The organism is Planococcus sp. 107-1 (assembly GCF_021513255.1).
GTDB lineage: Bacteria > Bacillota > Bacilli > Bacillales_A > Planococcaceae > Planococcus.
This window is the reverse complement of record NZ_CP090977.1, coordinates 161,488-187,746: the sequence shown is the minus strand read 5'-3', so window position 1 is coordinate 187,746 and position 26,259 is coordinate 161,488. Positions and strand designations below refer to the sequence as shown.

The 26,259-nt window shown below is 45.7% G+C and carries 30 protein-coding genes and 4 pseudogenes; 11 read left to right on the top strand and 23 right to left on the bottom strand.

Annotated features, from left to right (window positions below):
* Positions 1–19 precede the first annotated feature (19 nt).
* The 4 genes and pseudogenes from L0M13_RS01150 to L0M13_RS01135 all read right to left on the bottom strand — a co-directional run bounded on the left by L0M13_RS01150 (position 20) and on the right by L0M13_RS01135 (position 2,426).
* Positions 20–453: pseudogene (locus tag L0M13_RS01150) on the bottom strand (DUF2269 family protein).
* Positions 454–571: 118 nt separating this feature from the next.
* A complete protein-coding gene (locus L0M13_RS01145; protein WP_235197938.1) occupies positions 572–1,195 on the bottom strand; it encodes a cell wall hydrolase in 624 nt (207 codons plus the stop codon).
* A 296-nt stretch (positions 1,196–1,491) separates the two neighbouring features.
* Complete coding sequence (locus L0M13_RS01140; RefSeq protein ID WP_235197937.1) at positions 1,492–2,022, bottom strand: dihydrofolate reductase family protein; 531 nt, start codon at positions 2,020–2,022, stop codon at positions 1,492–1,494.
* 128 nt (positions 2,023–2,150) lie between these two features.
* Positions 2,151–2,426 (bottom strand): hypothetical protein, encoded by a 276-nt coding sequence (locus L0M13_RS01135; protein WP_235197936.1) that lies wholly within the window; start codon positions 2,424–2,426, stop codon positions 2,151–2,153.
* Positions 2,427–2,581: 155 nt separating this feature from the next.
* Between L0M13_RS01135 and L0M13_RS01130 the strand changes: the two genes are divergently transcribed.
* Entirely contained in the window at positions 2,582–3,085 is a 504-nt protein-coding gene (locus L0M13_RS01130) for a metallophosphoesterase family protein (RefSeq protein ID WP_235197935.1), read from the top strand.
* A gap of 15 nt (positions 3,086–3,100) precedes the next feature.
* Here L0M13_RS01130 and L0M13_RS01125 read toward each other — a convergent pair whose 3' ends face one another.
* Positions 3,101–3,979 carry an STAS domain-containing protein gene (locus tag L0M13_RS01125; protein WP_235197934.1) on the bottom strand — a complete coding sequence of 293 codons (879 nt, stop codon included), beginning with the start codon at positions 3,977–3,979 and terminating at the stop codon, positions 3,101–3,103.
* A 178-nt stretch (positions 3,980–4,157) separates the two neighbouring features.
* On the opposite strand from L0M13_RS01125, the gene L0M13_RS01120 reads away from it, so the two are divergent.
* Positions 4,158–5,267, top strand: a complete 1,110-nt coding sequence (locus L0M13_RS01120; RefSeq protein ID WP_235197933.1) for a fibronectin type III domain-containing protein — start codon at positions 4,158–4,160, stop codon at positions 5,265–5,267.
* A gap of 286 nt (positions 5,268–5,553) precedes the next feature.
* Here L0M13_RS01120 and L0M13_RS01115 read toward each other — a convergent pair whose 3' ends face one another.
* The 4 genes from L0M13_RS01115 to L0M13_RS01100 form a co-directional block, all read right to left on the bottom strand.
* The gene (locus tag L0M13_RS01115) at positions 5,554–5,952 is read right to left on the bottom strand and encodes a thiol-disulfide oxidoreductase DCC family protein (RefSeq protein ID WP_235197932.1); all 399 of its coding nucleotides are present in this window, start codon (positions 5,950–5,952) and stop codon (positions 5,554–5,556) included.
* A gap of 68 nt (positions 5,953–6,020) precedes the next feature.
* The gene (locus L0M13_RS01110) at positions 6,021–6,368 is read right to left on the bottom strand and encodes a nuclear transport factor 2 family protein (RefSeq protein ID WP_235197931.1); all 348 of its coding nucleotides are present in this window, start codon (positions 6,366–6,368) and stop codon (positions 6,021–6,023) included.
* 103 nt (positions 6,369–6,471) lie between these two features.
* The gene (locus L0M13_RS01105) at positions 6,472–7,005 is read right to left on the bottom strand and encodes a TraR/DksA C4-type zinc finger protein (protein WP_235197930.1); all 534 of its coding nucleotides are present in this window, start codon (positions 7,003–7,005) and stop codon (positions 6,472–6,474) included.
* A gap of 93 nt (positions 7,006–7,098) precedes the next feature.
* Positions 7,099–8,025: a phosphotransferase family protein gene (locus tag L0M13_RS01100; protein WP_235197929.1), complete on the bottom strand. Its 927-nt coding sequence runs from the start codon at positions 8,023–8,025 to the stop codon at positions 7,099–7,101.
* A gap of 117 nt (positions 8,026–8,142) precedes the next feature.
* On the opposite strand from L0M13_RS01100, the gene L0M13_RS01095 reads away from it, so the two are divergent.
* From L0M13_RS01095 to L0M13_RS01080, 4 genes and pseudogenes are all read left to right on the top strand, one after another.
* Positions 8,143–8,832: a cytochrome P450 family protein gene (locus L0M13_RS01095; RefSeq protein WP_235197928.1), complete on the top strand. Its 690-nt coding sequence runs from the start codon at positions 8,143–8,145 to the stop codon at positions 8,830–8,832.
* 23 nt (positions 8,833–8,855) lie between these two features.
* A complete protein-coding gene (locus L0M13_RS01090; protein ID WP_235197927.1) occupies positions 8,856–9,467 on the top strand; it encodes a cytochrome P450 in 612 nt (203 codons plus the stop codon).
* 199 nt (positions 9,468–9,666) lie between these two features.
* Positions 9,667–10,160 (top strand): annotated as a pseudogene (gene queF / locus L0M13_RS01085) (preQ(1) synthase).
* Positions 10,161–10,173: 13 nt separating this feature from the next.
* Positions 10,174–10,803 carry a queuosine precursor transporter gene (locus L0M13_RS01080; protein ID WP_235197926.1) on the top strand — a complete coding sequence of 210 codons (630 nt, stop codon included), beginning with the start codon at positions 10,174–10,176 and terminating at the stop codon, positions 10,801–10,803.
* Positions 10,804–10,849: 46 nt separating this feature from the next.
* Here L0M13_RS01080 and L0M13_RS01075 read toward each other — a convergent pair whose 3' ends face one another.
* The 7 genes and pseudogenes from L0M13_RS01075 to L0M13_RS01045 form a co-directional block, all read right to left on the bottom strand.
* Positions 10,850–11,686 carry an endonuclease/exonuclease/phosphatase family protein gene (locus L0M13_RS01075; RefSeq protein ID WP_235197925.1) on the bottom strand — a complete coding sequence of 279 codons (837 nt, stop codon included), beginning with the start codon at positions 11,684–11,686 and terminating at the stop codon, positions 10,850–10,852.
* A 346-nt stretch (positions 11,687–12,032) separates the two neighbouring features.
* On the bottom strand, positions 12,033–12,797 hold the full coding sequence (locus L0M13_RS01070) for a MerR family transcriptional regulator (RefSeq protein ID WP_235197924.1): 765 nt from the start codon (positions 12,795–12,797) through the stop codon (positions 12,033–12,035).
* Between the two features lie 240 nt (positions 12,798–13,037).
* Positions 13,038–14,776 (bottom strand): annotated as a pseudogene (locus tag L0M13_RS01065) (ABC transporter ATP-binding protein).
* A 45-nt stretch (positions 14,777–14,821) separates the two neighbouring features.
* The gene (locus tag L0M13_RS01060; protein WP_235197923.1) at positions 14,822–15,382 is read right to left on the bottom strand and encodes a GNAT family N-acetyltransferase; all 561 of its coding nucleotides are present in this window, start codon (positions 15,380–15,382) and stop codon (positions 14,822–14,824) included.
* 24 nt (positions 15,383–15,406) lie between these two features.
* Positions 15,407–16,617: pseudogene (locus tag L0M13_RS01055) on the bottom strand (MFS transporter).
* A 165-nt stretch (positions 16,618–16,782) separates the two neighbouring features.
* Positions 16,783–17,070, bottom strand: a complete 288-nt coding sequence (locus L0M13_RS01050; RefSeq protein ID WP_235197922.1) for a DUF3817 domain-containing protein — start codon at positions 17,068–17,070, stop codon at positions 16,783–16,785.
* Between the two features lie 153 nt (positions 17,071–17,223).
* On the bottom strand, positions 17,224–18,417 hold the full coding sequence (locus tag L0M13_RS01045; RefSeq protein WP_235197921.1) for a class I SAM-dependent rRNA methyltransferase: 1,194 nt from the start codon (positions 18,415–18,417) through the stop codon (positions 17,224–17,226).
* Between the two features lie 136 nt (positions 18,418–18,553).
* Between L0M13_RS01045 and L0M13_RS01040 the strand changes: the two genes are divergently transcribed.
* A complete protein-coding gene (locus L0M13_RS01040; protein WP_235197920.1) occupies positions 18,554–18,757 on the top strand; it encodes a hypothetical protein in 204 nt (67 codons plus the stop codon).
* Here the strand turns inward: L0M13_RS01040 and L0M13_RS01035 are convergent.
* A complete protein-coding gene (locus L0M13_RS01035; RefSeq protein ID WP_235197919.1) occupies positions 18,705–19,154 on the bottom strand; it encodes a SpoIIAA family protein in 450 nt (149 codons plus the stop codon). The genes L0M13_RS01040 and L0M13_RS01035 overlap by 53 nt on opposite strands.
* Before the next feature lie 181 nt (positions 19,155–19,335).
* Here L0M13_RS01035 and L0M13_RS01030 point away from each other — a divergent pair, with 181 nt between their 5' ends.
* Positions 19,336–19,986: a GntR family transcriptional regulator gene (locus tag L0M13_RS01030; protein WP_235197918.1), complete on the top strand. Its 651-nt coding sequence runs from the start codon at positions 19,336–19,338 to the stop codon at positions 19,984–19,986.
* A gap of 60 nt (positions 19,987–20,046) precedes the next feature.
* On the opposite strand, the gene brnQ is transcribed toward L0M13_RS01030, so the two are convergent.
* The 6 genes from brnQ to L0M13_RS01000 form a co-directional block, all read right to left on the bottom strand.
* Positions 20,047–21,426, bottom strand: coding sequence for a branched-chain amino acid transport system II carrier protein (brnQ, locus tag L0M13_RS01025; protein WP_235197917.1), 1,380 nt, complete (start codon positions 21,424–21,426; stop codon positions 20,047–20,049).
* Positions 21,427–21,726: 300 nt separating this feature from the next.
* Positions 21,727–22,503: a glucose 1-dehydrogenase gene (locus L0M13_RS01020; RefSeq protein WP_235197916.1), complete on the bottom strand. Its 777-nt coding sequence runs from the start codon at positions 22,501–22,503 to the stop codon at positions 21,727–21,729.
* A 25-nt stretch (positions 22,504–22,528) separates the two neighbouring features.
* On the bottom strand, positions 22,529–22,762 hold the full coding sequence (locus tag L0M13_RS01015) for a hypothetical protein (RefSeq protein WP_235197915.1): 234 nt from the start codon (positions 22,760–22,762) through the stop codon (positions 22,529–22,531).
* Complete coding sequence (locus tag L0M13_RS01010) at positions 22,741–23,445, bottom strand: hypothetical protein (protein WP_235197914.1); 705 nt, start codon at positions 23,443–23,445, stop codon at positions 22,741–22,743. The genes L0M13_RS01015 and L0M13_RS01010 overlap by 22 nt, the downstream gene beginning before the upstream one ends.
* A gap of 83 nt (positions 23,446–23,528) precedes the next feature.
* On the bottom strand, positions 23,529–24,227 hold the full coding sequence (locus tag L0M13_RS01005) for an AIM24 family protein (RefSeq protein ID WP_235197913.1): 699 nt from the start codon (positions 24,225–24,227) through the stop codon (positions 23,529–23,531).
* A 59-nt stretch (positions 24,228–24,286) separates the two neighbouring features.
* Positions 24,287–24,934 carry a LysE family translocator gene (locus L0M13_RS01000; protein WP_235197912.1) on the bottom strand — a complete coding sequence of 216 codons (648 nt, stop codon included), beginning with the start codon at positions 24,932–24,934 and terminating at the stop codon, positions 24,287–24,289.
* A 199-nt stretch (positions 24,935–25,133) separates the two neighbouring features.
* On the opposite strand from L0M13_RS01000, the gene L0M13_RS00995 reads away from it, so the two are divergent.
* The 3 genes from L0M13_RS00995 to L0M13_RS00985 are packed head-to-tail and all read left to right on the top strand — an operon-like array spanning position 25,134 to position 26,196.
* Positions 25,134–25,367 carry a CidA/LrgA family protein gene (locus L0M13_RS00995; RefSeq protein ID WP_235197911.1) on the top strand — a complete coding sequence of 78 codons (234 nt, stop codon included), beginning with the start codon at positions 25,134–25,136 and terminating at the stop codon, positions 25,365–25,367.
* Entirely contained in the window at positions 25,364–25,504 is a 141-nt protein-coding gene (locus L0M13_RS00990) for a CidA/LrgA family protein (RefSeq protein ID WP_235197910.1), read from the top strand. Before L0M13_RS00995 ends, L0M13_RS00990 begins: the two co-directional genes overlap by 4 nt.
* A 2-nt stretch (positions 25,505–25,506) precedes the next feature.
* Positions 25,507–26,196, top strand: coding sequence for an LrgB family protein (locus L0M13_RS00985; protein WP_235197909.1), 690 nt, complete (start codon positions 25,507–25,509; stop codon positions 26,194–26,196).
* Positions 26,197–26,259: the final 63 nt, after the last annotated feature.

The window sequence follows — 26,259 nt, the reverse complement described above, 5'->3', positions numbered from 1 at the left end:
TGGGCACCGGCCTTTTTCATTACCAAAGCTGCGGTTTTGCGACCATGAGCCAAAGCATCACGAGCAAGAGGAAAATGTAGATCCAGACAGAACGGTTCAATTTCTCGATCAAGTTTTTACGGTCAGCATCAGGCGATTCGAACTTTCTTAAAGTCGGCTTGAAAGCCGCGCAAGGAAAAATACCGAAGCGAACATGATAGCTAAGGTCATGACAATCCATGAAGTGGACCATGGCCAATAGCCGAGCCAAATCATCAGCACACCCGAAGCTACCAATACGTGCCCTGCGTGTTTAACAAGCCGGATCGCAGATTTAAATATTTGAATTTGCGCTTCCAACACGTTTTCCGCCACCCCTTCCATTCGTTTCAGCAAAGGGATCAGTACAAAAAACGGCCCGATGGATAAAATAGCGCTCATGATATGCGCGAATAAAATCAATGTATATAGCATAAATCATTTCAACGTCCTTTTTTTCGTTCTTTCTTTATTATAGGCTACCGGAATAATTTAAAAAAGGAGCGGCCGCAGATCATCTGCGCCACTCCTTTTCTATCTAACTTGCATTTAATCAGTTGGCGAAATAATGTTTGCCAATTTTCGTAACGACGTCGCGAGTGAAAATCCACGTATCCGTTACACCTGCAGGGTTGTAGTAATACGTCGCTCCTCCTGTTGGGTCGGCTCCTTGCATGGCATCTCTTACGGCATGGTAAGCGGAAGAATTCGGGTTCAGCCAATACTGGCCGTCATTTACAGCCGTAAAGGCGTTGCGCTGGAAAATGACATTGTATGTACTGTTTGGGAAATGGGCTGAATCGATGCGGTTTAAAATCACGGCTGCGACGGCCACTTGCCCTTTATAGCTCTCGCCACGCGCTTCTCCGTGCACCGTACGCGCCATCATTTTAACTTGATTGATTTTGCTTTGCGTCAAAGGACCTGTATAGCCGGTTGAAGGAATATTGAAATCACGCTGGAAACGGCTCACCGCTTTTTCAGTTATCGGGCCGTAATAACCTGTGGGATCTACATGGAAATAATCGAGCTTCTTCAATAATGTCTGTAATTCGGTTACTTGCTGCCCCGTAGAGCCTAATTGCAGATCTCCAGAATGGGCTTCTGCTTCTGTTTGAGAAAAACTTAGAAAGAATACAGTAAACAAGACAAAAGTGAATGTTTTAATGATTTTCATGCTTTCTCTCCCTTCTATTTCGGAACCATGGAGTGTTCCTTATCCCAGTATAGAGTTCGAGCAGAGTGAATCATATCCATCAGACCTACTTTCTTTATTGAAAAGAAAAGTGCAAAAGTCGCGTCCATTTGATTTTTATTGAAGAAAGAAAAGTTTTTTCGATAAACTTTATGAATTTATGCTCATGTCCTTGAAGGATAAAAGATTCAAAAACGAGCAATCTAATCCTGCCGGCACTTTCTATTCTCCATAGCGACCTAAAAGAAAAAAGGGCTTTCACAAGCCCTTTTGAATGGTTATTTTCGAACCAAATGCAGCTGTGCGAATTGTCCGGATTGCTTGACCGACTTCAGCTCGTATTCGATTTCCTTATCAAGTTTTTGAAACAGCGGGATGCCCTTGCCAATTAAGGTGGGTGCGATTGAAATGATGAATTCGTCCATCAAATCTTCCTGCAGAAAAGCTTCAATTAATAAGCTGCCTCCGATTACCCAAATGTTTTTTCCTTGGCGTTTTCGAAGCCGTTCTACAAAACTCGGGATGTCTTCGTTAGTAAAAATAGCAAGTTCACTGTTTTCAGTTGATCTGCTCGAAAACACATAGCATTCTTTGTCTTCATATGGAAACTTTCCTTTTTCCATTTCCATCACCCACTCATAGGTGCGCCTACCCATTACGACCGTATCAATCGTTTCCATGAATTCAGCATAGCCGGCGTCTCCATCCATCTCGACTTTGAAAAGCCAGTCCAGCGAATCGTCTTCGGTCGCTATATAGCCATCCAAGCTTTCCGCTATATAACAGACAACCTTTCTTTGCTCGCCCATTTTTTCACCTCTTCCAGATTTGATCATTTGCTGCGTTTCATTCACTATATCACGATGCTGCCTGTCTGGAAGTTAACTAAGCATAAAAAAATAGCGCCAGGGATTTTCATCCCAGCGCTTCATGGCTATTAAGAATCTTCGAGTTCTTTCATTCCTTTATGCGTTTGAGGGAAGCCATTCGCTTGCCATTCCGAACGATAAGCTGAATCCAATTTCGTCAATCCGATTTCCGCTTCGTCATAAGGAGCGTTCACGCTTTCTTCACGGTCGACTTCTACGCTATTTCGCATATCGTTGTCTTCGAAGACCCAGACTTTCTTTTTCTTGTTTTTGTTGTATGCAGTGAGCAATAGAATCCCGCTGGCTACTGCCATTCCTGTGTAGACAAATGTTTTGTTAGCCATTGCCATTCCTCCAAAAACCGTATTTGCTTATAAAGCTATGTTCCCTTTTCCTTGAAAAGTTAATCATTTCAGTTTGGCGGCAAACCGGATTAGCTTAGACGGCTTCCCATTTCTCTGATACAGTTTAAGTATCTTGAAATGACGGAGGGTTGCAAATGCAAAAAATTGTCATTGTTTCCGATACGCATATTCCGAACCGCTCAAAAAAACTGCCTCAGAAGTTGGTTGATGAATGCCAAACTGCGGATTTCATCATCCATGCAGGCGATTGGCAAACCTTAGACGTGTACTATGAATTGGCGGCTTATGCCGAAACAGATGGCGTCACCGGAAATGTCGATCCCTGGGAGATTCTAGACCGCTTCGGCAAGAAAAAAATTCTCACATTCGGCGATTTAAGAATCGGTGTCGTGCACGGAGACGGCATCCGAAAAACAACCGAACAGCGTGCCTTTGAGGCTTTTGAAGGAGAGAATGTCGACATAATTGTTTTCGGCCACTCCCACACGCCGATCAGACGCGAAGTCGAAGGCGTGACCTTATTCAATCCCGGTTCCCCTACTGACAAACGGCGCGAATCTCAATACTCATTCGGCCTCCTTGAAATTGGCGATAGCTGGGAACTCAAACATCTATTTTTTGATAAAGAAGAAGGATAAAAAAACGGACCGCCGCTACCCGCGACGGTCCGTTTTTTCTTTGCATTCTTTTATCAGTACAAATCCGAGCTGCTTCAAAGCCGTTTCCAGATTCGCTTCAATCAGGATGCCTTTTAAACTTTCCGCGAAATGCGGAACTTTTAAGGCCATATATGGCTGGATTCCCGTCAATACTGGAGCAATGCCAATCAGCTTTAACATGCTGACAAGCTTCAGCAAGTATTCCCCGACCACCGAATTGATTTGCGAAACCCCTGAAACGTCGATGACCAAATAATCGAGATTTTGGTCGCTGCATTTAACTAATACATCATTTAAGATAAACTGCGCACGTTTAGCTGTAATATCACCGATAATCGGTAAAATCGACACGCCTTTCGTAACAGGAACAAGAGGAGATGAAAGAAATTGAATCTGTTCATTCGCTTTTTCAAGTTCGAGGACATAAGTCAGGAGCGAGGACATCATTTCGAAGAGCCGCTGATTTTCTTCCGTGAATTCAAAAGACTCGGTATCAAGGCCACAGATGGTGCCGTACACTTCCCCATTTTCATAATAAACAGGAATCCCCACAAATGATCCGCGCCCAAAACGCGAAGCAATTTCGAGCTCATTTGAAAGAGGATCTGCAGAAATGTCTTCAATAATCAGCGCATCTTTCCCATGATTGATGCTTAAACTGCAAAAGGTTTGATTCAGAGGAGATGAATGGCCTTCTTCGACCAATGTTTCTTTTGCATTGACCGCTCGAACGATTTCATTTCTTCGGCCGTCGTTTTTGGCAATGAATAAGGTATTGATATTCAATTGCATACTCAACAACGCTAAGATATGGTCTGCCGCTTCTTCGAAATTCCGAAAACTTCTAGATGCTTGGGTTTCATTTAAAGACATTCTTCGCCCTCCTTGCGCTTCTTCTGTTGTAAATCACTGCCAACACTCTTTCTTTAACATACTATTTGTTCAAGGGCTTTGCAAATGTACGAGCCGGCTCCGTCATGCTGCCTAGTAATGTTCAGGAAATTCGGGATTCGGGTATAGTTTACCAAACCCACTTGAAGGAGGCAGACGAATGAATAAGGCAAATACGCACCTGGAAATCGATTTATTGAAGCAAACCGATACAAGCATTTACTTTGAATGGACGGAAACAGGCGATACCTGTGTCGTCAAAAGAGACGCCAACGTAATTTACGAAGGAACAGACCATAGCTTCACAGATGAAAACCTGGAACCGGGTGAAATGTATACGTATACGTTTGACCGCTTAGACAGTTCAGGCAAGAAAGCTGAGCGAATTAAAATGCAGACCAGCACAGAAAACCATTCAGAAGACATTGTCAATCTCCTCCAGCAGCGGGCCTTTACCACCATTGTCACCCCTTCAAAAATCGCACTGGCCTGGGGAGGCATCGAAGGCGTGGATTCATACGAAATTTACCGCGACGGCGAATTGATAGACACGATCAAGAAAAGACAATATACGGATCGGGATATCGAGAAAGACCAGGCCTACACCTATTGGATTCGTGCAAAGCGTCCGCTCGAACGATCCGAAACCGATTTCAGCGAAGAGAAATCATTCCTGGCCAACATCTTCGGGTTTATCAACATCAAATCTTCTCAAGATAAAGCAGCGATGGAAGAATTTTGGGTAACGAAAAAACTGGCATCAATCGATCAGCTTTTAGGGGACTCGCCAAAAACCGATGTTTCTGACCAAAATCGCAAATGGGATTTCCGCTACACGACTTTCCTTCCCGACGATCTTCTGCAGAACCCTAACTTGCTATCGCCCAACCGCTATTTTGGCGGAGACGGGCGGGGATTCGATGCGGAAGCTAAAGATTACCGGACCCAAGTGAATTTCACGCTCGAGCTGCGAGATGAAGAATCCCGCATTGAATTCAAAAAAGACGTAGGCGTCAGCATCGCCTATGACTGGCGGAAAAAATTCCGGAAAGCAGACGTCGCTTCTTCTACTGAAGTACAGGTGGAGAAAGTGAAAGAAGACGACCGGAATGTCAACATCTCCTTAACGCATAGCGTCGGCAACCCTTTAACGACGTCGCCGAATATCGACTATGACGTATCGGCAACGTTTTACCGCAACGGCCAATACGACATCGTCGGCCTGCACGACCAAGCACCTAACCACGAAGTTTTACTTGAAAAACGATAAAATGGACGACTGGTTCCAGATTCACGAAGCCGAAAGCAAAGGCCTCGCCTGGATGTCCCGCCTCCATCGCCAGCCAATATTGGAGAATATCAAATTTCGAGTGAGAAAAGCGGAAAGAGCCGGGTAGCTTCGACAGGCTTAAGGCAGAACGCGAGGAGGCTGTTGCCGCCGCAGCGGGCTGACTTAAGACCGGAGAAGCTGGCTCTTGCAGCTGGACAAAGAAAAGCGGAAAGATCCACCCCTTCCGCAAAATAAAAAGCTGGATGCATTTAGCATCCAGCTTGTTTTATTTATCCAAAAAGCGTTTGCGGATATGAGGCGGCGGCAGCATACAGCTGTTGAGCTTTCCAAAAACCTTATAGCGGTTTTTAGCAAACACATCGTAAGCGCCGTCACGCACAGCGCGAGGAAACGGCTTTAGATAGTATGCTAATTTCCACAAACCCGTTAAATGGTGGGAAATCATTAAAGCGCCTTCCGATTTAACGTAAGCCTCCCCGTCTTTGATCAGTACTAAGCTGTCTACATCGTCCGGCACCCCATATTTTTGGCGTAGCTCCATTCCGACGTCGCTTTGAAGTGACGCAAACTGGTAATAGCCGGCCGGGTCGTGCTGTATGATAAATTGAACGCTCGAGTCACAGAAATTACAATCTCCGTCAAATAACACTACGGCATGATCCATCTAAATCCCTCCTTTGCAAAAACATATTAATACTTAAATAACCTCTTTTTGCTTCGCTCAAACACGGCTCATTCGGAAAGCGTGCCTTGGTGAAAGAAGAGTTTCCAGCCAGAAGCCCGCTTTTTCCACACGGAACTGCGCAAGGATTTTTTTCCGCTGGTTTTATTCCAGATCTGATAAGTGGTCAATACCGCTTCTTCGCCGAGTGGATGCAGAAGAAAATCGGAAATTTCCATCTCGTCAGGAGTGAGTGCATGATCGCCGTCGTAATCTGCCCTTCTCCAAATTCTTCCCGAACTGCCGATTTCGTAGAATTCATCATCCAGCACATCTCCCAGTTTCTCTCTAGAAACGCGGACGTCCGGATGGATATGGCTGCACTCCAGCTCATAAATCTCCTGTTCCAACTCCTTCATGCCGTTTCCCCCTCCTGTATTTCTTTTTACTCTAGGGAATAAATGCAGGAGCGTCAATATATTCTCAACGTAAAAAGCCTCTGCAAGAAGCAGAGGCCGATCTTTATTTTTCGTCTTCGTAAAATCCTTTCATGTCTTCATCTTTTCCAGGCTGGTCCTGCGGTCCATCTGAAGAACCGTAGTCTTCTACGTCTTCAAAGGAATCCGTGTAGTCGCGCAGGCGGCCGTCTTCTTTCTCGACCGGCTGGCCAGTAGCGCCTTGGAGCACATCCTCTTCCGGTGGACGCGTGGTTAAATCCGGGTTTTGGTCGGCATGGTCGATGCATGTCAAAGCTGTCGGCAATGCTTCGAGCCGTTCATACGGAATGTCTTTTCCACAAACGGTGCATTTTCCATAAGTGCCTTCTTCGATTGCCGCTAACGCCGCGTTGACATCATCCAATTCGTCTTCTTTGAATTGGTTAAGCGCCATTCCGCGTTCCTGGTCGAACAAGTCGGTGGCATTATCTGCCGGATGGTTATCGTAATTTGACAGCTCTGTCGTATCAAATTCTTCTGTATGTTCAACACGATCTTCTAAAGAACTCTTTTGTTCGATCAATTGTTCTTTTAATCCCTTTAATTGTTGATCCGTCATCTTGGTTCCTCCTCAAAAGCTTGCTTGTTTTGTATATTTCCTTTTTAGGAGAAATCAAACCTGCAAGAATTTGAGAATGCCGAGCACCTCTATTTATTCGTCAAAACGCTTTAACAAACTTAGGAGATATGCATCGAGACGGTGCCTTATCAATTCATCCGTTAAACCGGTCATTCCAAACACAGCCCAACCCGGATAAACGGTTGGCGGGCCTTCCGAAACGTCTACCAATGCCGCCAAATCCCAATAAGGATTATAAGTGAAACTTTCTCCTGCCGCTTGCTCGTAAGCCGCTAAAAATTCGTCGGCTGCAGAAATTCCATACAGCAAAGCGAGATTGACGCGGCAATGCCCGATATCTACTCCAGCTGGTCCCCGGCAAGCGTTAACCCAATCCACAACCCCGCTTACCCGGCCATCTTTCCATAGTATATTCGTGGGATGGTAGTCCCGGTGAATGAAACAAAATTCTGCAGCCGGCCGAATGCCGCCGACAATATAGAATGCGCGCACCCATTCGTCTGCGTATCCCGACCAGACAGGCCGCTCCATTTTCAATGCATCGTTATAAGCGAAATATTCCCATTCAAACGCTTCCGCTTTATGGCGGTGGATTTCCGACAATGCGAACGCCATCTCTTTCAACCACTGTTTTTCATCGGCCGGCTGCAGCACGACTTCTCCACTAATTTTGGTCATCAGCACGGCCGGCAGTCCACAAAATTCACCCGTTTCATCAAAAGCCACAATTTCTGGAACTGCCAAGCGGGTCTTTTTGGCTTCCTTTAAACTAGCCGCCTCGTGTTTTGCCAGATCCGGCTCCATCATGAGCCATTCCTTTAGCGTGAATAAGCGCAAGACGAATGATTCGAGCTGGCCCTCACGTACGGCAGTGAACTCAAACAGATGCGAAGAAGTTCCGCCTTTCAGTGGGACCATCTCATTTAGTTCACTTTTGCTGCTGAGCGACTTTTGAAGCCAGGCCTGTATTTCGGGTGTCACTTCGTATTGGTTATCCATTATCGGTTGTCTCCCTTCCATGCGAACCCATTCAGCGTTTATTCAAAACAGCAGAGGGTATATTTTAAGCTATAGCCTTACTTCAGATAAAGCAAAAATTTCGAGGAGTTGAAAGCAATGAAAGTGAAAACGCCAATCCCCCGTGCAAAGGAATTAGATAGCACCTTATCCTTAATCAATGAAGGATTTAACTTTATGCCGAGCCGGCGCCAAGAACTGGGATCCGATATTTTTGAAACCCGTCTCATGGGCCAAAAAGCTGTGTGCATTTCCGGCGAAGAAGCCGCTTCCCTCTTTTATGATAATCAATACTTTAAACGAAAAGGCGCGATGCCGAAACCTCTGAAGAAAACTTTGCTTGGCGAAGGCGGTATTCACGGCCGAGACGGTGAAGAGCATCATCATTTGAAGCGCATGTTCCTTTCGATGATGACGCCTGAACGACTTGAAGATATTAAACGGATGGCCATTGAAGAACTCGATGCGAAAGCGAGCCAGTGGGAAACAATGGACCAAGTTGTGCTGCTGGATGAAGTCCAAGAAATTCTAACGCGCGCCATCTGCCATTGGGCTGGCCTTCCTCTAAAGGAAAGTGAAGTGAAGCAGCGCACCGAAGAATTGGTATCGATGGTCGATTCCTTCAATGGATCGATTGCGCGGTTTAAACGCGCAGCAGCTGCCCGGCAAAGCCAGGAAGCCTGGCTGAAAGACATTATTCAGGATATCCGCTCAGGTGTCTTTAACCGCCGCCGTATACCGCTGCCTATATCGTTGCCAACCATCGCGGAACAGACGGGAAATTATTAGATCTCCACACCGCTGCGGTCGACTTGAATAATTCATATCGCCCAATGCTCGCGACTTCATTCCTTATTGTGTTCGGTGCACTTGCCATTCATGAGTATCCGGAAACAAAAACGAAATTGCAGGAAGACCAGAACAATTACAGCCATATGTTTGCACAGGAAGTCCGCCGCTATTACCCTTTCACTCCAGCAATGGCAGCAAAAGTGAAAAAGGATTTTGTCTGGCATGGCTATCATTTCAAAGAAAACATGATGGTCGTCCTCGATATTTTCGGCACGAACCGCCATCCCGACAGCTGGGATAGAGCCGATGAATTTATTCCGGAACGCTTTGAAAATTGGAAAGGCAGCCCGTTCTCATTCATCCAACAAGGCGGCGGCGATCATTACGCCGGCCACCGCTGTGCCGGTGAATGGATGACGGTTATGGTCATGCAGGCGTTCTTTAAATACTTCACGGAGAATATCAGCTACAGCGTGCCAAAGCAGGATTTAGCATACGACATGACGCGCATGCCGACCTTGCCGAAGAGCCGCTTTATCATCAGCAACGTCCGGAAGATGAAAGAGTCACCTGCCAATATTCTTTTCCGTGAACATGGACAGAGCATTGTCAGAGCTTCCTACACCCATTGACACCGATGGGAAAGTCTTTTACTATGAATGAGTTAGACTAATTTTATAACCCGGCAACGGGAGAGGTTCATAGCATTTCACCCTCTATAAAAAACTATGGATTGACGAAACTCAGCCGAATCCACATGCGATTCGGCTTTTCTTTTTCCGTTTTTTATAGGCCTCTCTCAAGCCGGCTACTTGAGGGAGGCCTTTTTTCATGGCAGGAAGAAACGAAGACACATTAGATCACTTATCATTGCTCGGCAATCAGAACACCAAATACAAATTCGAGTACGATCCGGACATTTTGGAACCGATTGATAATCTCCACACACGGGATTATTTCGTGAAATTCAATTGCCCGGAATTCACTTCGCTTTGTCCGCAAACGGGACAGCCGGATTTCGCGACGATGTACATCAGCTTCATCCCGGATAAAAAATTGGTGGAAAGCAAATCCTTGAAATTGTATTTATTCAGCTTCCGCAACCATGGCGATTTCCACGAAGATGTCGTCAATATCATCATGAACGATCTGATTAAATTAATGGAACCCGCTATATTGAAGTATGGGGGAAATTCACACCGCGCGGCGGCCTTTCCATCGACCCTTATACGAATTACGGCAAACCTGGAACAAAATACGAAGAAATGGCATCGTACCGGATGATGAATCACGACATGTATCCTGAAACGATTACCAATCGCTAAGGGGGCCGTCTAGATGTTGCTTTACTTAAACGGCGCTTTTGTCGGCTTGTTGATTCTCTCGAATATTTTGGCGGTAAAACTTTTCAGCATCGGCGAGTGGCTCGTTCTGCCAGCTGCGGTCATCGTGTATGTGTTCACTTTTCCGATTACCGATACCATTGCTGAGGTGTACGGAAAAGAAGCGGCGCGAAAAACGGTATTTGCCGGTTTCATCACACAATTATGCGCCCTGGCATTTATCTATTTCGCCATCCAGTTGCCTTCGGCTCCGTTTTTCGGTGATCAGGCTTCTTTTGAAACCATTTTTTCAGCGGGCTTCCGTGTCACGCTAGCGAGCCTCGTTTCCTATTTCATCAGCCAAAACCTGGACGTTACCATTTTCCACAAATTAAAAGACCGCCACGGCGAGTCGAAATTGTGGCTGCGCAATAATGCTTCGACGATGGTCAGCCAGTTGGTCGATACGACGATTTTTATCGTTATCGCTTTTTACGGAACGATGCCGCTTTCTGCATTGATCGCCATGATTTTCACGCAATACGCTTTCAAATGGTGCGCTGCGGCTCTCGACACACCGCTTGTCTATTTGCTGGTGAAAATATGCCGGCGCGAACGCATAGCAGCTGAACACAGCTATTCATAAGCATGAAAAAAGCCGGAAGCAAAGGATGCTTCCGGCTTTTTTCGGTTTATTGATTTCTCATGCCTGCTGCAGATTTTGTCGGTTTTGCTGCACTAGCCAAGACAAGTTCCGCTACAATCGGCAAATGGTCAGAAGCCGAAGTTTCAATAACCGATGCCTGTTTTGGCGGCAACAGTGAATCCGTCAAAATGTAGTCAATGCGGGTTATCGGTTTTAACATGACGCCGTCACTTCCATCTTGATGGGGTGCTGGATATGTAAAGGATTTCCCTTCTTCTACATCCGCGAACGCATCATTCAACCAATTTGTTAACCGTTTGATCTGCGGTTGTTCCGGATTCGCATTAAAGTCTCCGGTCAACACTTTTGGAAAATGGCTTTTGTCCATAATAGCCAAAATTTCATCTACATTTAGTTGAAGCTGTTCTTCTTTCAAGGATAAATGCGTGTTATAAAAACTAAGGTAGGTGCCTTTCACTTCAATCACCGCTTCTAAAATACCGCGTTGTTCACTTGGCGTAAACGGGGACTCCACTTCAGTCAATAAATGATTTTCTACATACTTGATAGGATACTTGCTGAACACAGCGTTTCCGTATTGTCTTCGAGGCCTTTCTGCTTCAATGGGCTCCAAATTTAGATTTGCTCCAAAAGCCGCATACATGCCGAGCCTTTCGCTCAACCATTCTACCTGATCAATAAACGAACTGCGTTCATCAAAATAACGGTCAAGTTCCTGCAAGCCGATCACTTCTGTCCCTGACTGTTCAATGATATAGGCGATTCTCTCCAAATCCACTTTATTGTCCATTCCCATCCCGTGAGCGATATTGAATGACATAACCTTAAGTGGAATAGTGGACACCGTCCTATTTTCTTCCATGAAAACTCTCCTCCTGAATAGTAACGCATGGCCTTGGCTAAGTGACTAAGATGGGTTTAGTTTAGCAAATTTTTGATCGAAATGCTGTAAATAAAATGTGAATTTTTGTTAAGAATTTGTAAACCATTTAAGCCGAAATAGTAGAAAAATAGAAGAAGAGTTGTTCTCACAAAAAGCGAATTTTCTCTTTATTCTTAACTTGGAGTCGAATACTCCCGACTTTTATTGGCATACTCCCGACTTTCAAATAAATACTCCCGACTCTTTGAAAAATTCCTGGATCGCTTTAAAAGTTAAACAAAAAAACGGCCAGTGCCTGTTTTTCAACAAGCACTGAAACCGTTCCTTATTTAGTCATCCCTGTGTAAACAAAAATAGCATCGCGCAAAAATTTAGCTGCTCCCGGACGAGCTTTGTCGTAATAAGCCGCAAAACGTTCATCGTCGACATACATTTGCGCAAGTCCGGCATGAGCTTCTTTGCTATAGGTCGGCCATGTAAAAGACAGCCATTGTTTATGAAGGTCCGCTGTTTTTTGTCCAAGAACACCAGCCGGATCGCCGGTTTCAATAGCCGACGCCAAAGTATCGAGCACTTCCTGCTCCAGCCGCTTAAACTCTGCGTATTTTTCTTCGCTCATGTTCAGCATCTTCACATTCGATTGGTCGACTGTTTCATCGCCGTACTTCGCGCGTATTTCCTCGCCGTAATGCTTTTCATTGTCCTCAATCAGCTGCTGTTTAAATCCTTTGAACTTCTCAGTGTCTGCCATTTCACTCTTCCTTTCCACTGCAGAAATGGTGTTTTCCACATTAGTGATCAAAACATCCAATTGCCTGCGTTTTTCAAGGAGCTGCTGCCGATGTCTTCTTAAAGCTGACGGGCCGTCAAACGACGGATCATTGACGATATTCTTGATGCTTTCCAGATCGACGCCAAGTTCCCGGTAAAAGAGGATTTGCTGCAGCTTATCCACTTCTGCTTGCCCGTAAATCCGGTAACCTGATGAATTCTTCCTTGCCGGTTCAAGGAGCCCAATTTCATCGTAATAACGCAACGTCCGCGTGCTGACCCCTGCCAGCCTGCCCAATTTCTGGACCGTATATTCCATCCGCTCACCTCCTCAAAACCACTCTACACCTTAACGCAGCGTCAAGGTCAAGCCCGAAAAGCGCAAGCGCCCATCTAGTCCCGACAGGCTTAAGGCAGAACACGAAGGAAATCCCGATTTCCGCAGTGGGCTGACTTAAGACCCCGAGGGACTGGGCGCTGGAGTCTAGACACCGAAAAGCGAAGCCGCCTTGTCAGCCGCGACAAGCGCAAGCGCCCATCCAGCCTTATTAACCTCTAATCAAGTCAATTGCTGTTCCGCAAATTCACTGTAAAGGCCGTGCATCCGGCTAAGTTCTTCGTGGGTTCCGATGCCCGTCACTTGGCCTTTTTCAATAAAGACAATTTGGTCCGCATCCACAATGGTCGATAAGCGATGGGCAATGACCAAGGTAGTGCGCCCTTCCATCAACCGGCTCAACGCTTGCTGGACGATGCCTTCCGATTGGCTATCCAGGCTCGCGGTCGCCTCGTCCATCATCAATATTTTCGGATCTCTTAAGAACGCCCGGGCAATGGCAATTCGCTGGCGCTGCCCTCCCGATAATTTCACGCCGCGCTCTCCGACTTGCGTATCCAGCCCCTCTGGAAATTCTTGAATGAATTCTTTTGCGTAGGCCATTTCTGCAACATTCCATAATACCTCATCTGAAATAGCTCCGGCTTCCGGGAGTCCATACACCAAATTCTCCCGGATGGTCCCGCCCATCATCGCACTTTCCTGGGAAACATAGCCGATTTGGCTGCGCCAAGCTAGCATTGATAATTCGTTTATCGGAGTCTCACCTATCGTGATGGTTCCGTCTTCCGGTTCATAAAATCGTTCAATCAATCCAAAGACCGTCGTTTTGCCTCCACCGCTTGGACCGGCAAAAGCAATCATTTCACCCGGCTTCGCTTCAAAAGAAAGATTTTTTAATACTGGCTCGCCTTTTTCATAGGAAAAGCTGACGTTCGAAACCCGCAAGGTTTTATTCGCGATATCGATTTGCAGACCTTCCTGCCCTTCTTCAAGCGGCAGATCCAGGATTTCAATAATACGCTCCGTTGCCCCTTTTGCTTTTTGAAGTTCTGTAAAAAATAAAGCAAAGCCGGTCATCGGCATAATGATTTGGAACAAATACAAGAGGAACGCCACAAGAGAGCCCGTCGACATCGTCCCTTCTGCTACGCGGATTCCGCCGTACCCGATAATCATCACGATCACGGCCATCACCACGGTATACATTAGCGGCGCAATCAAGGCATAGATTCTCGCTTCTTTTAACCCGATTTGAAACAAGGTCTGGATGCCTGATTGGCCTCTTTTTTCTTCAATCATTTCAGCGGTCGAAGATTTCATCAAACGGATTTCGCTCAATGTCTGTTGAACATGGCCAGTGAAAGTCGCCGTTTCATCCTGCAGACTTCTGGAGATTTTCGCCATCCGTCGTCCAAGCGGAATCATGATGGCAATCGTAAGCGGTACTGAAATCAGCATAATCAAGGTCATTTTCCAATCAAGCAGCAGCAAAATGGTGACTGCTCCGATGATGGAGATGATGCCGGTAATAAATTGCGGGAAGTGGTCAGTAATCAGGTTTCGGACAATTCCTGTGTCATTAACAACCCGACTGACCGTTTCCCCGCTTGCTTGCTGATCAAAATAAGGGACGCGCAGCCGGATCAAATGCACCCACATCCGATCACGAAGTTCAGCTACGATTTTCTGCCCCACCATGCTCAATAGATAAATGGATATTCCGTTAATGACGGCCTGCAAAATGAAAGCGGCAACGAGTGCCCCGACAAGCCAGGGGCTGATGGTTTCCACCGAAAAGCCGTCGACCAGATCCGCGTCAATAATGGCACCGCAAGACCCACTATTGTCGTTACAACGCTCGTCGCAAGGCCAAAGATAAGCGCCCATTTTGGAATCTTCAACGAAAGGATCAATGAAATAAAGGGTTTGAGACCGTTCGTTTCTTGTTGTTTCTTCATAGATAAAAGCTCCATTTCCTTTGAGCAAACCTCTGTTTTATTCGCTCAGCTAAATTTTGCATAAATGCACGTGTCAGTCAGGTTTTTGCCATCCACTGATAATTCATCATTATGCAAAACACCTTCCAATACAAATCCTAACTTTTCAGGAATGGCCCGGCTCTTGTAATTTTCCGCATCGCATCTGATTTCCAAGCGCTTGCACCCAAAACCGTTCAACGCAAGCTCCGTCAATGCCGAAATGGCTTCTGACATATAGCCGAAGCCACTCGCTTCCGTGTTGATCCAATAGCCGATTTCCATTTTCGGAATATCCCATTCTATGCTATGAAATCCGGTGCTTCCAATAAATTCACCGGTTTCTTTGCTGAAGATTACGTAACGAAGATTTTCTTTTTTCATAAACAAGAGATGCGCTTCTAAAATATTGATTTCGGTTTCTTCAGCTGTCGGCGTTGTTTGGGCAAACGGAAGCCACGGCTTCAACTCATTAATGGATGCCCGAATCGCGGAATTGATAACAGCCCCGTCTCCCGGTTTCGGCATTCGCAGCACCAAACGCTCTGTTTCGATTTTCGTTGGAATTTCAGGAATTGCTATAGCCATTTCTCCATCACCCTTTTCGATTGATTAACTAGCAGTAATTTTCCGGTCGCGCGGCAAACCGAGCCCGACTAAGCCGATGATCGGCAAGAACGACACCACGACCATTGTTTCGTAAACGCCGATGGAATCCATCAAGATCCCAATGACCACGCCCCCAATGGCCCCCATTCCAAAAGCTAAGCCGACCGTTAGCCCGGACATTGTTCCAATTTTGCTCGGGACGAGCTCCTGCGCATAAACGACCGTCACGGAAAAGCTCAGCATGATGAAAAACCCAATCAATGCGAGCAAAATCAGCACCGCGAATAGCGGAACATACGGAAGTGCAAGGGCTAGCGGAATCGGCACCAAAAGCGACAGCACAATAACGTTTTTTCTGCCAATCCGGTCTGCGAGCGGCCCGCCGAAAAATGTTCCGGCTGCACCAACCGCCAAGAACAGGAAGATGTAGAGCTGCCCTGTCTGAATGGTCAATCCGTAAGCTTCCATCAAATGAAAAATGTAAAAGCTCGTCATATTCGTAACGTAGAAGGAACGCGCAAAAATAATGATCAGCAACAACGCCAACGCTGCACCTACTTGTCTTTTCGTCAGTTCCGGCAATGAAGAAAGGAGCACTTTCTTCCCTTTTTGCAGCTTTTGCTGCGCCAGCTCTTCTTTATACCAGACCGAAATCCTCGATAGGATGAAAATCCCAAGGGCAGCTACAAATAAAAATAGCGCGGCCCCTCTTTGCCCGAGCGGGACGAGGATAAAGGCACTGATCAACGGAGCGAGTGCCTGTCCAGAATTTCCGCCGACCTGGAAGATCGATTGGGACAATCCGCGCTTTGTTCCCGCTGCCATATACGACACCCGTGAACCTTCCGGATGAAATACGGCTGAACCGAAGCCGAGAAAGACGACCGATAAGAGAATCATCCAATATTCCGGCGCAAAGGCGAGCCCCGCCATTCCGAGAAACGAACTGGTCATGCCGAACGGCAGCGCAAACGGCATCGGTTTCTTGTCACTTATAAATCCAATTACCGGCTGCAGAAGGGACGCGACAATATTCAACGCGAATGCGATCAATCCCAGTTGCGTGAAAGTCAGCCCTAAATCCTTCTCGAGTATCGGAAACATCGGGGAATAACTGCCTGCAATGAATCATTCAGCAAATGGCAGGCGCCAATTGCAAACATGACCGGATAAACCGGATTTCCAGCCATGGACGAACTTATTGATTTTGCCATCAACCCGCCTCCAATTATGTATGTGCATGCTAGCCCGTCCTGACGGGTCAGAAGAATTCGAAAACAAAGTCTTCTTTGTGCCTTTATTATAATCTAGTTGCAGACCAACCGACAGATTCCGGCGCAAAAAAATCCGGCTGCGGAATTTGTTCCGCAGCCGGATGATTAAGCCAAACTATTTTCTGTTGAATGATTTTGCTTCCAATTTTCAAGCCGTTTGTCCAAAACAATATTGCCGAACGGGATAAACGCAGCAGCGAATGCACCGATTGAAAAACGGAACGGCCATCTGGCAATGAACGTCATATAAGCGATAAAGAGAATGTATAACGTAAACAGCGCACCGTGGATCGGCCCGACAAAGCTGACCGCTTCCGGCAAATCAACAAAATATTTCAATGGCATGGCAATGAAAAGAAGGATCAATAAGGAACTTCCTTCGATCAAGCCCATGATCCGAAAGTTTTTTCAGTGAATTTTTCATCGTTCTCCCCCTTGTTCTCTGTTTATCATTATAGGGAGAGTGGGCTTCTATGCACAAGAGCCAGCCTCTTGATTTAGAAAATGTTCCATGCACCTCTTCAAGATTTCGCCATAGTTTCAGGCCTATTTCAACTTAATAAACAAGACCTTTAGATAGTCGCCTTCTTTAAACTCTTTTTGGACGCGGAAATCTGCAGGCAAAGTGAATTCTTCTACAATGCTGTATTTCTTTCCTTCTTCTTTAAAAGCCTTATCGATAAAGCCTTTAAATTTCTTCATGCCAAATGAAGCGCTATTGGTAGAAGCAACGATGATTCCGTTCTTTTCTGTGATGGCAATGGCTTCACGCATCAAGTTGGTGTAATCTTTTGACGTGCTGAACGTGTATTTTTTCGAACGGGCAAAACTCGGCGGATCCAAGATGACCATATCGAATTTCAATTCTTTGCGCTTTGCGTATTTAAAATAATTGAAAACGTCCATGACAAGGATGTCTTGTTGTTCGTAATCGATTCCATTCACACTAAACTGCTCGATGGTTTTGCTCGAGCTGCGTTTTGCCAAATCCACGCTCGTGGTTTTTGCCGCGCCGCCAAGTGCAGCAGCCACCGAAAAAGCACCGGTATATGAGAAAGTATTTAAGACGGTTTTTCCTTTTGCATAGGTGTCCCGGATCGTCCGGCGCACATCGCGCTGGTCCAAGAAAATACCGGTCATTGCACCGTCATTTAAGTAAACGGCATAATTCATGCCATTTTCTTTAACAATCAATGGGAACTCGCCGCGTTCTCCCGCTACAAAATCATCGTCTTCAATGTACTGGCCTTTCGTATCAAAACGTTTCTTCTCGTAGATCCCTTTGAATTCCACTACGTTCTGAAGCGCCGCAATGATGTCTTTTTTAAATGTGTAGATTCCTTCACTGTACCAGCTCAACAAGTAATAGCCGCCGTAATAATCGATCGTCAACCCTCCGAAGCCGTCACCTTCCCCGTTCACTACGCGAAAAGCTGTAGTTGCCGGATCATCGAAATAGGGCTGCCTTCTGTTAATGGATTTAGCCAACTTGCGTTCCATGAAAGCCTGGTCGATGCTTTCCTCTTCATTGCGTGTCCAAATCCATCCAAGCCCCTTATTTTGCTTGCCGTAATAGCCGCGGGCTAAAAAGCGCCCTTGCGAATCTGTCAACCTGAGAAGGGATCCTTCTTCTTTCAACATTTGAGTATCGGCTAAAGCCTCTTTTTCGATCAACGGATAGCCTGCCGCATAGCTCGCTTTGAATTTATCATTCAATTTTACCGTAATTTCCTGTTTCATCATTTCTCATCCTATCTGTCAAAGCCCATTTGTTTTATAATAAGTGTAATACAAAGCTTGGCGCATTCATACCTTCGCATACCAAACGCTTCTGCCGGATTCAGATTCATTCATCTTTCCTGAAGGAGGAATTTGCATGAAGAAAGTATTCTACACCTATGATATTCTCTTGACCACCGGCGAGTGGCTGAGAAGCATCCGCATTGAAGAGTCGCTAGAAGACAATTTCCCAGGTGTTGCCGTCAGTTTTATCCAAGTGGAAAACGAACAAGGAAAATCCATCGTGCTTAATATGTATCACATTGTAAAAGCCGAGTTGATCCATGTAGAAGAATTCTAAAAGCAGAAAAGCGCGATGCTACAGAGCATCGCGCTTTCCCCGCTTTTTGGATCCAATCCCAGGCTTCGTGCATTTCTTCCATTTTAAAATGTTTGATATCGATATCCGACAGCAACTCTTCCAGTTTCACTTTTAAGTTGCTCCAGTTCTTTTCACTGATGACCGCAAGTTTTTCAAAGTGATTCCAGCGACTCAGATCCATCTTCATGCCTTCTATAATGCCTCGAATCGTGGCATCGTCTAAATCATCGATCACCGCATAAATATTAAACTTTCCTTTTTCCGAAAATTTCTCTTGGATAATTTTATCTAGTTTCAATGCGTCTTCTAAACGGGCTTTCCCGTCAAATTCCACTGCTACCGTATTCGTATCTTGGCTCGGTGTAAATGTCAGCAAGGCTTCCACACTCCTCTTCTTATTGCTAGTTATTCCATCTATTCCCTTCACCATAAAAATAAAACAGCAAATCATTCCAAAAGCAGTAAGCAAGTAATATATTGCATAATGCATATATCCATTTTCTACAAACTAGTGTATAATTATACTTAATTCATGCATCAGAAAGGGAGAGTACTTTATGCCGATTCCAGTAAACCATGCAAAACCTGTTCGGGTCACTGCGAAAGAAAGCGCATATCTTCAACTACAGCAGTGGATCATCGATGGTACTTTGCAGCCTGAAGAAAAATTGACAGACACTGAACTTGCAACTGCCTTAAATTTAAGCAGAACGCCGATACGGGAAGCCCTTCAACTTTTGGAAACACAAGGCTTCGTTGAAATGTTCCCAGGAAAAGCGACACGCGTTACCAAAGTCGACAAGGAAGACATTAAAGAATTATTGCCGCCGCTTGCAGCATTACAGGCTTTAGCGGCTGAGCTCGCCATTCCGAATTTGGACGATGAGCTGATCGAACTATTGGAAGAGACGAACCACCGTTTCGCAAAAGCCATCAAATCCGGAGACCATTCCTCATCGCTTCGAATTGACGAAGAGTTTCATCAATACATGGTGGATGCAGCAAATAATACGTATATCACGACCATACTCAATCGCCTGCAAGCCCATGTCAGAAGACAGTTTTTCCATCATTCATTGATATTGACGATGCATTCACATGATGAACACGTGCAGATCATTGACGCATTGAAAAAGAAAGATGGCGAAAAGGCCGCTCAACTCATGAAATCGAATTGGATCCGTACCACGGACGAATTGACCCATTGATTCTCAAAGAAAAAAGCTGCAACAGAAGCAGATTCGCTTCTGTTGCAGCTTTTTCTATTTTTATTTATTGTAAGCTTCATTCTGTACACCTTGGACATTGACGCCTTTTTTGCTGCGGGCAATGACTCCCGTAATCGCAATGACGATGAGTGCCGGCAATAACCAGCCAAGCCCATCCGCATAGAGCGGCAACGAGGAAGCATAGAAATCGATGATAGCTTGCAGCCAGCCCGGATTCGCTATTTCAAGTGAACTCGTCAACGTCTTAAAGCCATCAATGATTGCGATGAAAAACGTTACCGTCATCGCTGATACATAGACAAGACGGTCATGTTTGAACAATGGCGACAAGAATGCCAAGATAATCAAAACAATCGCAAGTGGGTACAAGAACATCAATACTGGAATTGAATACGTGATGATATTCGCAAGTCCCGCATTGGTAACGATCAAGGAGAAGACTGAGAATATAACGACATAAGTTTTATAGCTGATCTTCGGCGTCAGTTTATGGAAGAATTCCGCGTTCGCTACTGTCAACCCGATCGCCGTTGTCAAACATGCCAGCGTGATGATGATGGCCAGTAAAGACGCACCGAATGTCCCGAAATAATGGGCAGAAGCGCCGCTTAATACAGGGCCGCCTGTATCCATAAGCCCTAATGTGTTGGTGCTCGTTGCGCCAAGGTAAGCAATTCCCGTATAAACGATCGCCAAAAGTGCAGCGGCAACGACACCGCTTTTCAATGTTGCGCCTAAGATTCCTTTTGGAGAATTCACACCCAATTTACGGACGGTCGCAATGACGATAATCCCAAATACTAAAGAGGCCAATGCATCCATGGTGTTATAGCCTTCCGTAAAGCCTTTCAAAAAAGCGCCGCTTGCATAAGCTTCTTGAGGAGCTTCAGGTGAACCCATCGGTTTGATGATCGCCATGATCAACAAAGCCGCAAGCGTCAATAAAATCGCAGGAGATAAATACTTCCCGACATTATCAACTAACTTTGAAGGATTTAATGAAAGCCACAGGGAAATGGCGTAAAAGATTACGGAAAAGATGATCAAGCCGATTGCCAGATTGCCTTCTCCGATAAATGGTGCAATCCCTACTTCATAAGAAACAGCGCCAGTTCTCGGCAAAGCGAAGAACGGCCCGATTGTCAGATACAATAATGCGGTGAAAACAAGCCCGAATACAGGGTGCACCCGGCTAGAGAGATCCTGCAAATCACTGCTTTTCGAATAGCCGATTGCTAAAATCCCAAGCAATGGCAACCCGACGCCTGTGATTAAGAACCCGGCAATGGCGATCCACACTTCTGATCCTGCATATTGGCCAAGCTGCGCCGGGAAAATTAAGTTCCCTGCTCCAAAGAACAATGCAAACAACATCATACCTACTATTGAATATTGACTAAATGATAACTTACGGTCCATCTTTTTTCCTCCTTGATGACTGAAACGCTGGCCTAAGTGGCTGTATTTCAACATTTAATGATTTCGAAATAATACTTCGTTGCTCAAAATTCCGTATGCAATATATCGCTTAAAGTAATAATACAATATTTAAGCTAAAATGCAAGGAATTTTGTGAAGATATTTTAAAAAATCTGTCAATTCAATAATTTTGGTACTAAAGACTGTTTTCTCGAAATAATATCCCCATCAAATAAAAAACAACTTCGCTGGCTGCAAAGCTGTTTTGCCTTTGTCTTTAGTTGAATGAACGACTTCATTTCATTTTAATTGGGATGGATATAAAGTCATGCCGCCGTCCACAAATAGTGTAGCACCGGTTACATAATCCGCTTCCTCTGATACAAGCCAAGCCGCGGCAGCCGCAATTTGTTTGGGCTTACCGATTTTTTTCATCGGTATTTTCTCCATCGTTTTTGCCTGTTCTTCGCCTTCTTGTTCTTCAGCCGGGTTTGCCGGTGTATGGATCGTTCCCGGACCAATGGCATTGATGCGGATTCCTTGGTCGGCATATTCAAGAGCTAAAGTTTCCGTCATCATTTTGAGCCCTGCCTTTGTGACGGCATAATGGACATTGTCCACTTTCGGAATGGCTTGATGCACACTCGTAATATTAACGATGCTTCCTTGCACCTTGTTTTCTGACATATACTTGAGCACTTCCCGGCTCGCGATAAAGGCGCCGGTCAAGTTCACATCCAACACGCGCTGCCACGTTTCCAAATCCATCTCTTCTGTCGGCGCGCTTTCACTGAACCCCGCGTTATTCACCAATACATCCAGAGAACCAAAATTCTCTAATGCCGCTTCAACCAGTTTGGCGATGCTTTTTTCATTGGCAACGTCGGCTTTAACCGCCACTGCATTGCCTCCATTTTCACGGATAACAGCTACGGTATCTTCAGCACCTTCCGGATCCGTGAAATAATCCACCACCACATTCATCTTTTCTTTTCCGAACCGTTCAGCAATCCCCTTGCCAATCCCTTTAGATGCCCCAGTAACAATGGCTGTTTTTCCTACTAGATCTGGATACATTCAATCACTCCTCATTTTAATGAAATCAATACCGAAGGGCCGCTACTGATTTACTGATTGTGAGTTGGTCCATGTCATATCCTTTGCTCTTCATATAATGTTCCATGCCTCTTTTGGCGATATCGATATTGTTCTTAGGGCCGATGGTAATGTGGCTGAGCGGCAATCTCCCCTTAAAATCCACTGCGATATAAGGGATAATGATGCCATTTTGGGCCCTAAAGCTAACTGCCTGCTTTAATTTATCGCCTGTATCCAATAAAGCGATGCGGTATTCTTCTTCACTTTTAAAAGCAGGTCTTTGAAAAATACTGCACAGCTGGAAATCACCGTAAAGAAATGCTTGGGCAATGCTTTTTTCACTTTTTGGATATCGTGATTGATAGCCACTTTAAATGTTTCCATTAAAAAGTTCATCAATAGCAATTCCTGTTCTTTGCGATCGTATTCGACAAAGCCGTGGAGCGCCCGTTGCCCATCTGGCAAGTTCCCCAGTTTCCCCAAAAGATCTTCTGCGTAAAACCCCAGATTATAGCCTTCTCCTTTTGCGTAGTTATACCAAAGGGCCAATGAATCCCGAGAATGAGATAGAGAGAAGATATAAACTTCAAATCCGCTTTCTTCTATTTCCTTCAAAAAATGGTCCATTGCCGCTTCGAGCTCGTTGATAAATAACTTCCACAGTTCAGTTTCTGTTTGGATCTCCATCTTGCCGATTACCGTTTTCAACACATTAGAAAAATAAATCAATTCACTCGAGTCGTTCAGAAAAGTCCCTTTGCTCATCCATAAGTTATTGGTTTCCACCATTCCCATCAAACTCTGCAAGCTCGTGTAGTGGTAGAGCGTCTGACCGGTTTCATACGTCTTTCGGATCTGCTTATCGAGTTCATTCTGAAACTGCCATTCCAGTTCATCCTCTAATTGGGAGTGCCTGGCCATGGCTCCACCCCTTTCTTAAAGTTGATGGTTCCCTTATTCCCGAATCTCCTTGCCTGAAACGGCAAGTTGGCCGTTAGTTGAAATTAAGAAGTGGTTGTCCCCGCACTGTAAACTTCTTCGAATGGCTGAACAATGACAAAACCTTCGCCTTTAAACTCCATTTGAATCGATTCCCCGCTTCCTCGGCCGATCAAAGTCCGGAAACTGATGTCAGTCTTGAATTCCGGCACCAAATTTCCTGACCAAGCGACCGTTGCATTAGGATCCGTGATAACCGATTCTCCCGGGCGTACGAGAAGTGTGAGCGGCTCGTAATGGGAAGTGATGGCAACACGGCCTTGCCCGCTTAACTGGACATTGAATAATCCCCCAGCCATCATGCCGGCAACTTTCCGCATCAGTTTGATTTCCCATTCAATGCTTGGTTCAAAAGCTAATAAGTCATTGCCGTTTACCGTAATGGATTCATTGTTCAAATCGAAGACGGTGACTTTCTTCCCTTGGTCAGCTAAATACAAGCGGCCTTGCCCGGTTGCTTTCATTAATGAAGTGCCTTCGCCGGTCAATGCTTTTTTGAACATTTTGCTGACGCCATGTTCAAGCATGCGCTCACGTTCAAATTTAATCTGGCCGGTATAAGAAATCATGGAGCCGGCTTTTGCCCATACCGTATCCATTAGATTCACTTCCAATATCCGTTCGGTCTCAAGCTCGAAATAATCATTTTCCTGTTCGTCTTGCTGTGTCTTGCGTACAAATTCTGAGATTGTATAATTTCCCATGTTTCATTTCCCCTTTCAATTGGCTTGTCTTCATTTACGGATAAGCGGGTTCGCAGGTTTCAAACAAAGCTCGCCAGAATATTTTGCAGCGCCTGCCACCCGAAATATAAACCAAAACCGATGAGGGCGAAGCCTGCGCAAATTGAAAAGACTTTCATAAATTTATGCCCCGCAAAATTTTTGCCAAAATGAACTGCTGCCGCAACGATTGCGTCCCAGATTGCCATGCCGATGAAAATGGCGCTGCTGTAAAAAAGGACGCTCCCACCGCTTTTGCCTTGAAGCGTGGACGACAGGACCGATCCGTATATGCCTACCCAGAAGAGGATATTCAATGGATTGGAAATCGCAATGGCAAAGCCTGCCCAAAAGCAAGCCGCCAGTGATTTATTCCCCTCTCTTCTTCCCTGGTCCAAGTCAAAAGGTGCGGCCGATGCCCGAATGCTATCCAACCCTAAATAGACCAGCACGATGAAGCCGATGCTCCACATTACGGTTTGCGCAGCAGCCGTCATCAACATAGCGGCCATTCCAAAATAAATCAGCAGCATCAAGAGAATATCTGCTGACATGCCGCCTAACCCGACAAACCATGCGGGCCAAAAACCGCCATGCATCCCTCTTTTCACCATCTCAATCGTGATTGCGCCGACCGGAACAGAAAGCGAGAACCCAAGAACGACAAACCCCAACAAGTCTGCAGCCATCACCGCACCTCCATCATTGCCTTGGCGTTTTGCTTCCCTTATCCATTTTCCTTCGAACTTAAACATCGATTCGTTTAAGACCGGCTGGAATTCCTTTCTGAGCCGCAGCCTCTCGCTTTTCGCTTAAAATGATGTAGAATTATGTACGATGAAGCTTAACCGCTTTGTTTCGCATTTCAATCGGAAGGCGCGATCGCTTATGAAATTTTTCATTATCTTTATTCAGTTTCTCGTTTTATACGGGTTTTATTTAGCCGGTGAATGGTTGGGCGACTTCCTGAACTTGCCGCTTCCCGGCAGCATCATCGGGTTCTTGCTGTTATTCGCAGCTTTAGCCTTGAAAGTTTATCCCCTTCGCTGGATCGAATCTGGCGCCCAGTTCCTGCTCGCTTTCTTGTCGCTGTACTTCATTCCGCGACGGTCGGCGTTATGAACTACGGCGATGTCTTTACCGGAAAAGGTATCTTGCTGATTGTCATTGGCGTTTTCAGTACACTTTTGACGATGGCTGTATCCGGTTATCTTAGCCAGCGAACGGCGCATTCCCCTCGCGAAAAAGAGGTGGACTGACCATGGCTATTTTTCTTTTATCCTTGCTGTTTGCCGGGCTGACAATCGGCCTTTACCTCGTTTTAAACAGTCTATATGTCAAATATAGATGGACCATTCTGACGCCGGTCTTGACTACGACAGTTGCGTTGATTGCTCTCTTGCTCGTTTTCGACATTCCTTATGACCGCTATATGCTCGGCGGCCAATGGATTGGTTCACTGCTCGGGCCGGCAGTTGTCGCTTTAGCAGTTCCACTCTACAAGCAGCGCGATTTGCTGCTGCAAAATTTGCTGCCGATTGTCATCGGCGTTTCCGGCGGTGCAGCTGTCGGGATGTTCAGCGGCATGCTGCTCACCCGGGCTTTTCAGTTTTCGGAAGAAGTCGTGCTGACCATCTTGCCGAAATCCATCACCACTCCGGTGGCGATGCAACTGGCAGAAGGCTTTGGAGGCATTCCTTCGCTGGCAGCTGTGTTCGTCATGGTAGCCGGATTTACCGGCATCCTGGCTGGCCCTTGGCTTTTGAAAGTGCTGCGCATCGAATCACCCATCGGGCGCGGCATCGGCCTCGGCTCCTCAGCTCATGGCCTTGGGACTTCGAAAGCATTTGAATACGGACCTGAAGAAGCATCCATGAGCTCTGTTGCGATGACATTAAGTGCGGTTGTCGGCTCATTTCTCGGTCCCGCTATCGTTTGGCTGTTCTTTTAGAGAAGAACAGCTTTTTGTTTTGGCGAAATTGCGCGCATTTATTTCGAAATGCGCGTGTTCAGC

Excerpts from the sequence above, each read along its gene's own strand:
- L0M13_RS01145 (WP_235197938.1), bottom strand. The coding sequence starts at position 1,195 with ATGAAAATCATTAAAACATTCACTTTTGTCTTGTTTACTGTATTCTTT.
- L0M13_RS01140 (WP_235197937.1), bottom strand. The coding sequence starts at position 2,022 with ATGGGCGAGCAAAGAAAGGTTGTCTGTTATATAGCGGAAAGCTTGGAT.
- L0M13_RS01135 (WP_235197936.1), bottom strand. The coding sequence starts at position 2,426 with ATGGCTAACAAAACATTTGTCTACACAGGAATGGCAGTAGCCAGCGGG.
- L0M13_RS01130 (WP_235197935.1), top strand. The coding sequence starts at position 2,582 with ATGCAAAAAATTGTCATTGTTTCCGATACGCATATTCCGAACCGCTCA.
- L0M13_RS01125 (WP_235197934.1), bottom strand. The coding sequence starts at position 3,979 with ATGTCTTTAAATGAAACCCAAGCATCTAGAAGTTTTCGGAATTTCGAA.
- L0M13_RS01120 (WP_235197933.1), top strand. The coding sequence starts at position 4,158 with ATGAATAAGGCAAATACGCACCTGGAAATCGATTTATTGAAGCAAACC.
- L0M13_RS01115 (WP_235197932.1), bottom strand. The coding sequence starts at position 5,952 with ATGGATCATGCCGTAGTGTTATTTGACGGAGATTGTAATTTCTGTGAC.
- L0M13_RS01110 (WP_235197931.1), bottom strand. The coding sequence starts at position 6,368 with ATGAAGGAGTTGGAACAGGAGATTTATGAGCTGGAGTGCAGCCATATC.
- L0M13_RS01105 (WP_235197930.1), bottom strand. The coding sequence starts at position 7,005 with ATGACGGATCAACAATTAAAGGGATTAAAAGAACAATTGATCGAACAA.
- L0M13_RS01100 (WP_235197929.1), bottom strand. The coding sequence starts at position 8,025 with ATGGATAACCAATACGAAGTGACACCCGAAATACAGGCCTGGCTTCAA.
- L0M13_RS01095 (WP_235197928.1), top strand. The coding sequence starts at position 8,143 with ATGAAAGTGAAAACGCCAATCCCCCGTGCAAAGGAATTAGATAGCACC.
- L0M13_RS01080 (WP_235197926.1), top strand. The coding sequence starts at position 10,174 with ATGTTGCTTTACTTAAACGGCGCTTTTGTCGGCTTGTTGATTCTCTCG.
- L0M13_RS01075 (WP_235197925.1), bottom strand. The coding sequence starts at position 11,686 with ATGGAAGAAAATAGGACGGTGTCCACTATTCCACTTAAGGTTATGTCA.
- L0M13_RS01070 (WP_235197924.1), bottom strand. The coding sequence starts at position 12,797 with ATGGAATATACGGTCCAGAAATTGGGCAGGCTGGCAGGGGTCAGCACG.
- L0M13_RS01060 (WP_235197923.1), bottom strand. The coding sequence starts at position 15,382 with ATGGCTATAGCAATTCCTGAAATTCCAACGAAAATCGAAACAGAGCGT.
- L0M13_RS01050 (WP_235197922.1), bottom strand. The coding sequence starts at position 17,070 with ATGGGCTTGATCGAAGGAAGTTCCTTATTGATCCTTCTTTTCATTGCC.
- L0M13_RS01045 (WP_235197921.1), bottom strand. The coding sequence starts at position 18,417 with ATGAAACAGGAAATTACGGTAAAATTGAATGATAAATTCAAAGCGAGC.
- L0M13_RS01040 (WP_235197920.1), top strand. The coding sequence starts at position 18,554 with ATGAAGAAAGTATTCTACACCTATGATATTCTCTTGACCACCGGCGAG.
- L0M13_RS01030 (WP_235197918.1), top strand. The coding sequence starts at position 19,336 with ATGCCGATTCCAGTAAACCATGCAAAACCTGTTCGGGTCACTGCGAAA.
- brnQ (WP_235197917.1), bottom strand. The coding sequence starts at position 21,426 with ATGGACCGTAAGTTATCATTTAGTCAATATTCAATAGTAGGTATGATG.
- L0M13_RS01020 (WP_235197916.1), bottom strand. The coding sequence starts at position 22,503 with ATGTATCCAGATCTAGTAGGAAAAACAGCCATTGTTACTGGGGCATCT.
- L0M13_RS01010 (WP_235197914.1), bottom strand. The coding sequence starts at position 23,445 with ATGGCCAGGCACTCCCAATTAGAGGATGAACTGGAATGGCAGTTTCAG.
- L0M13_RS01005 (WP_235197913.1), bottom strand. The coding sequence starts at position 24,227 with ATGGGAAATTATACAATCTCAGAATTTGTACGCAAGACACAGCAAGAC.
- L0M13_RS01000 (WP_235197912.1), bottom strand. The coding sequence starts at position 24,934 with ATGGCTGCAGACTTGTTGGGGTTTGTCGTTCTTGGGTTCTCGCTTTCT.
- L0M13_RS00995 (WP_235197911.1), top strand. The coding sequence starts at position 25,134 with ATGAAATTTTTCATTATCTTTATTCAGTTTCTCGTTTTATACGGGTTT.
- L0M13_RS00990 (WP_235197910.1), top strand. The coding sequence starts at position 25,364 with ATGAACTACGGCGATGTCTTTACCGGAAAAGGTATCTTGCTGATTGTC.
- L0M13_RS00985 (WP_235197909.1), top strand. The coding sequence starts at position 25,507 with ATGGCTATTTTTCTTTTATCCTTGCTGTTTGCCGGGCTGACAATCGGC.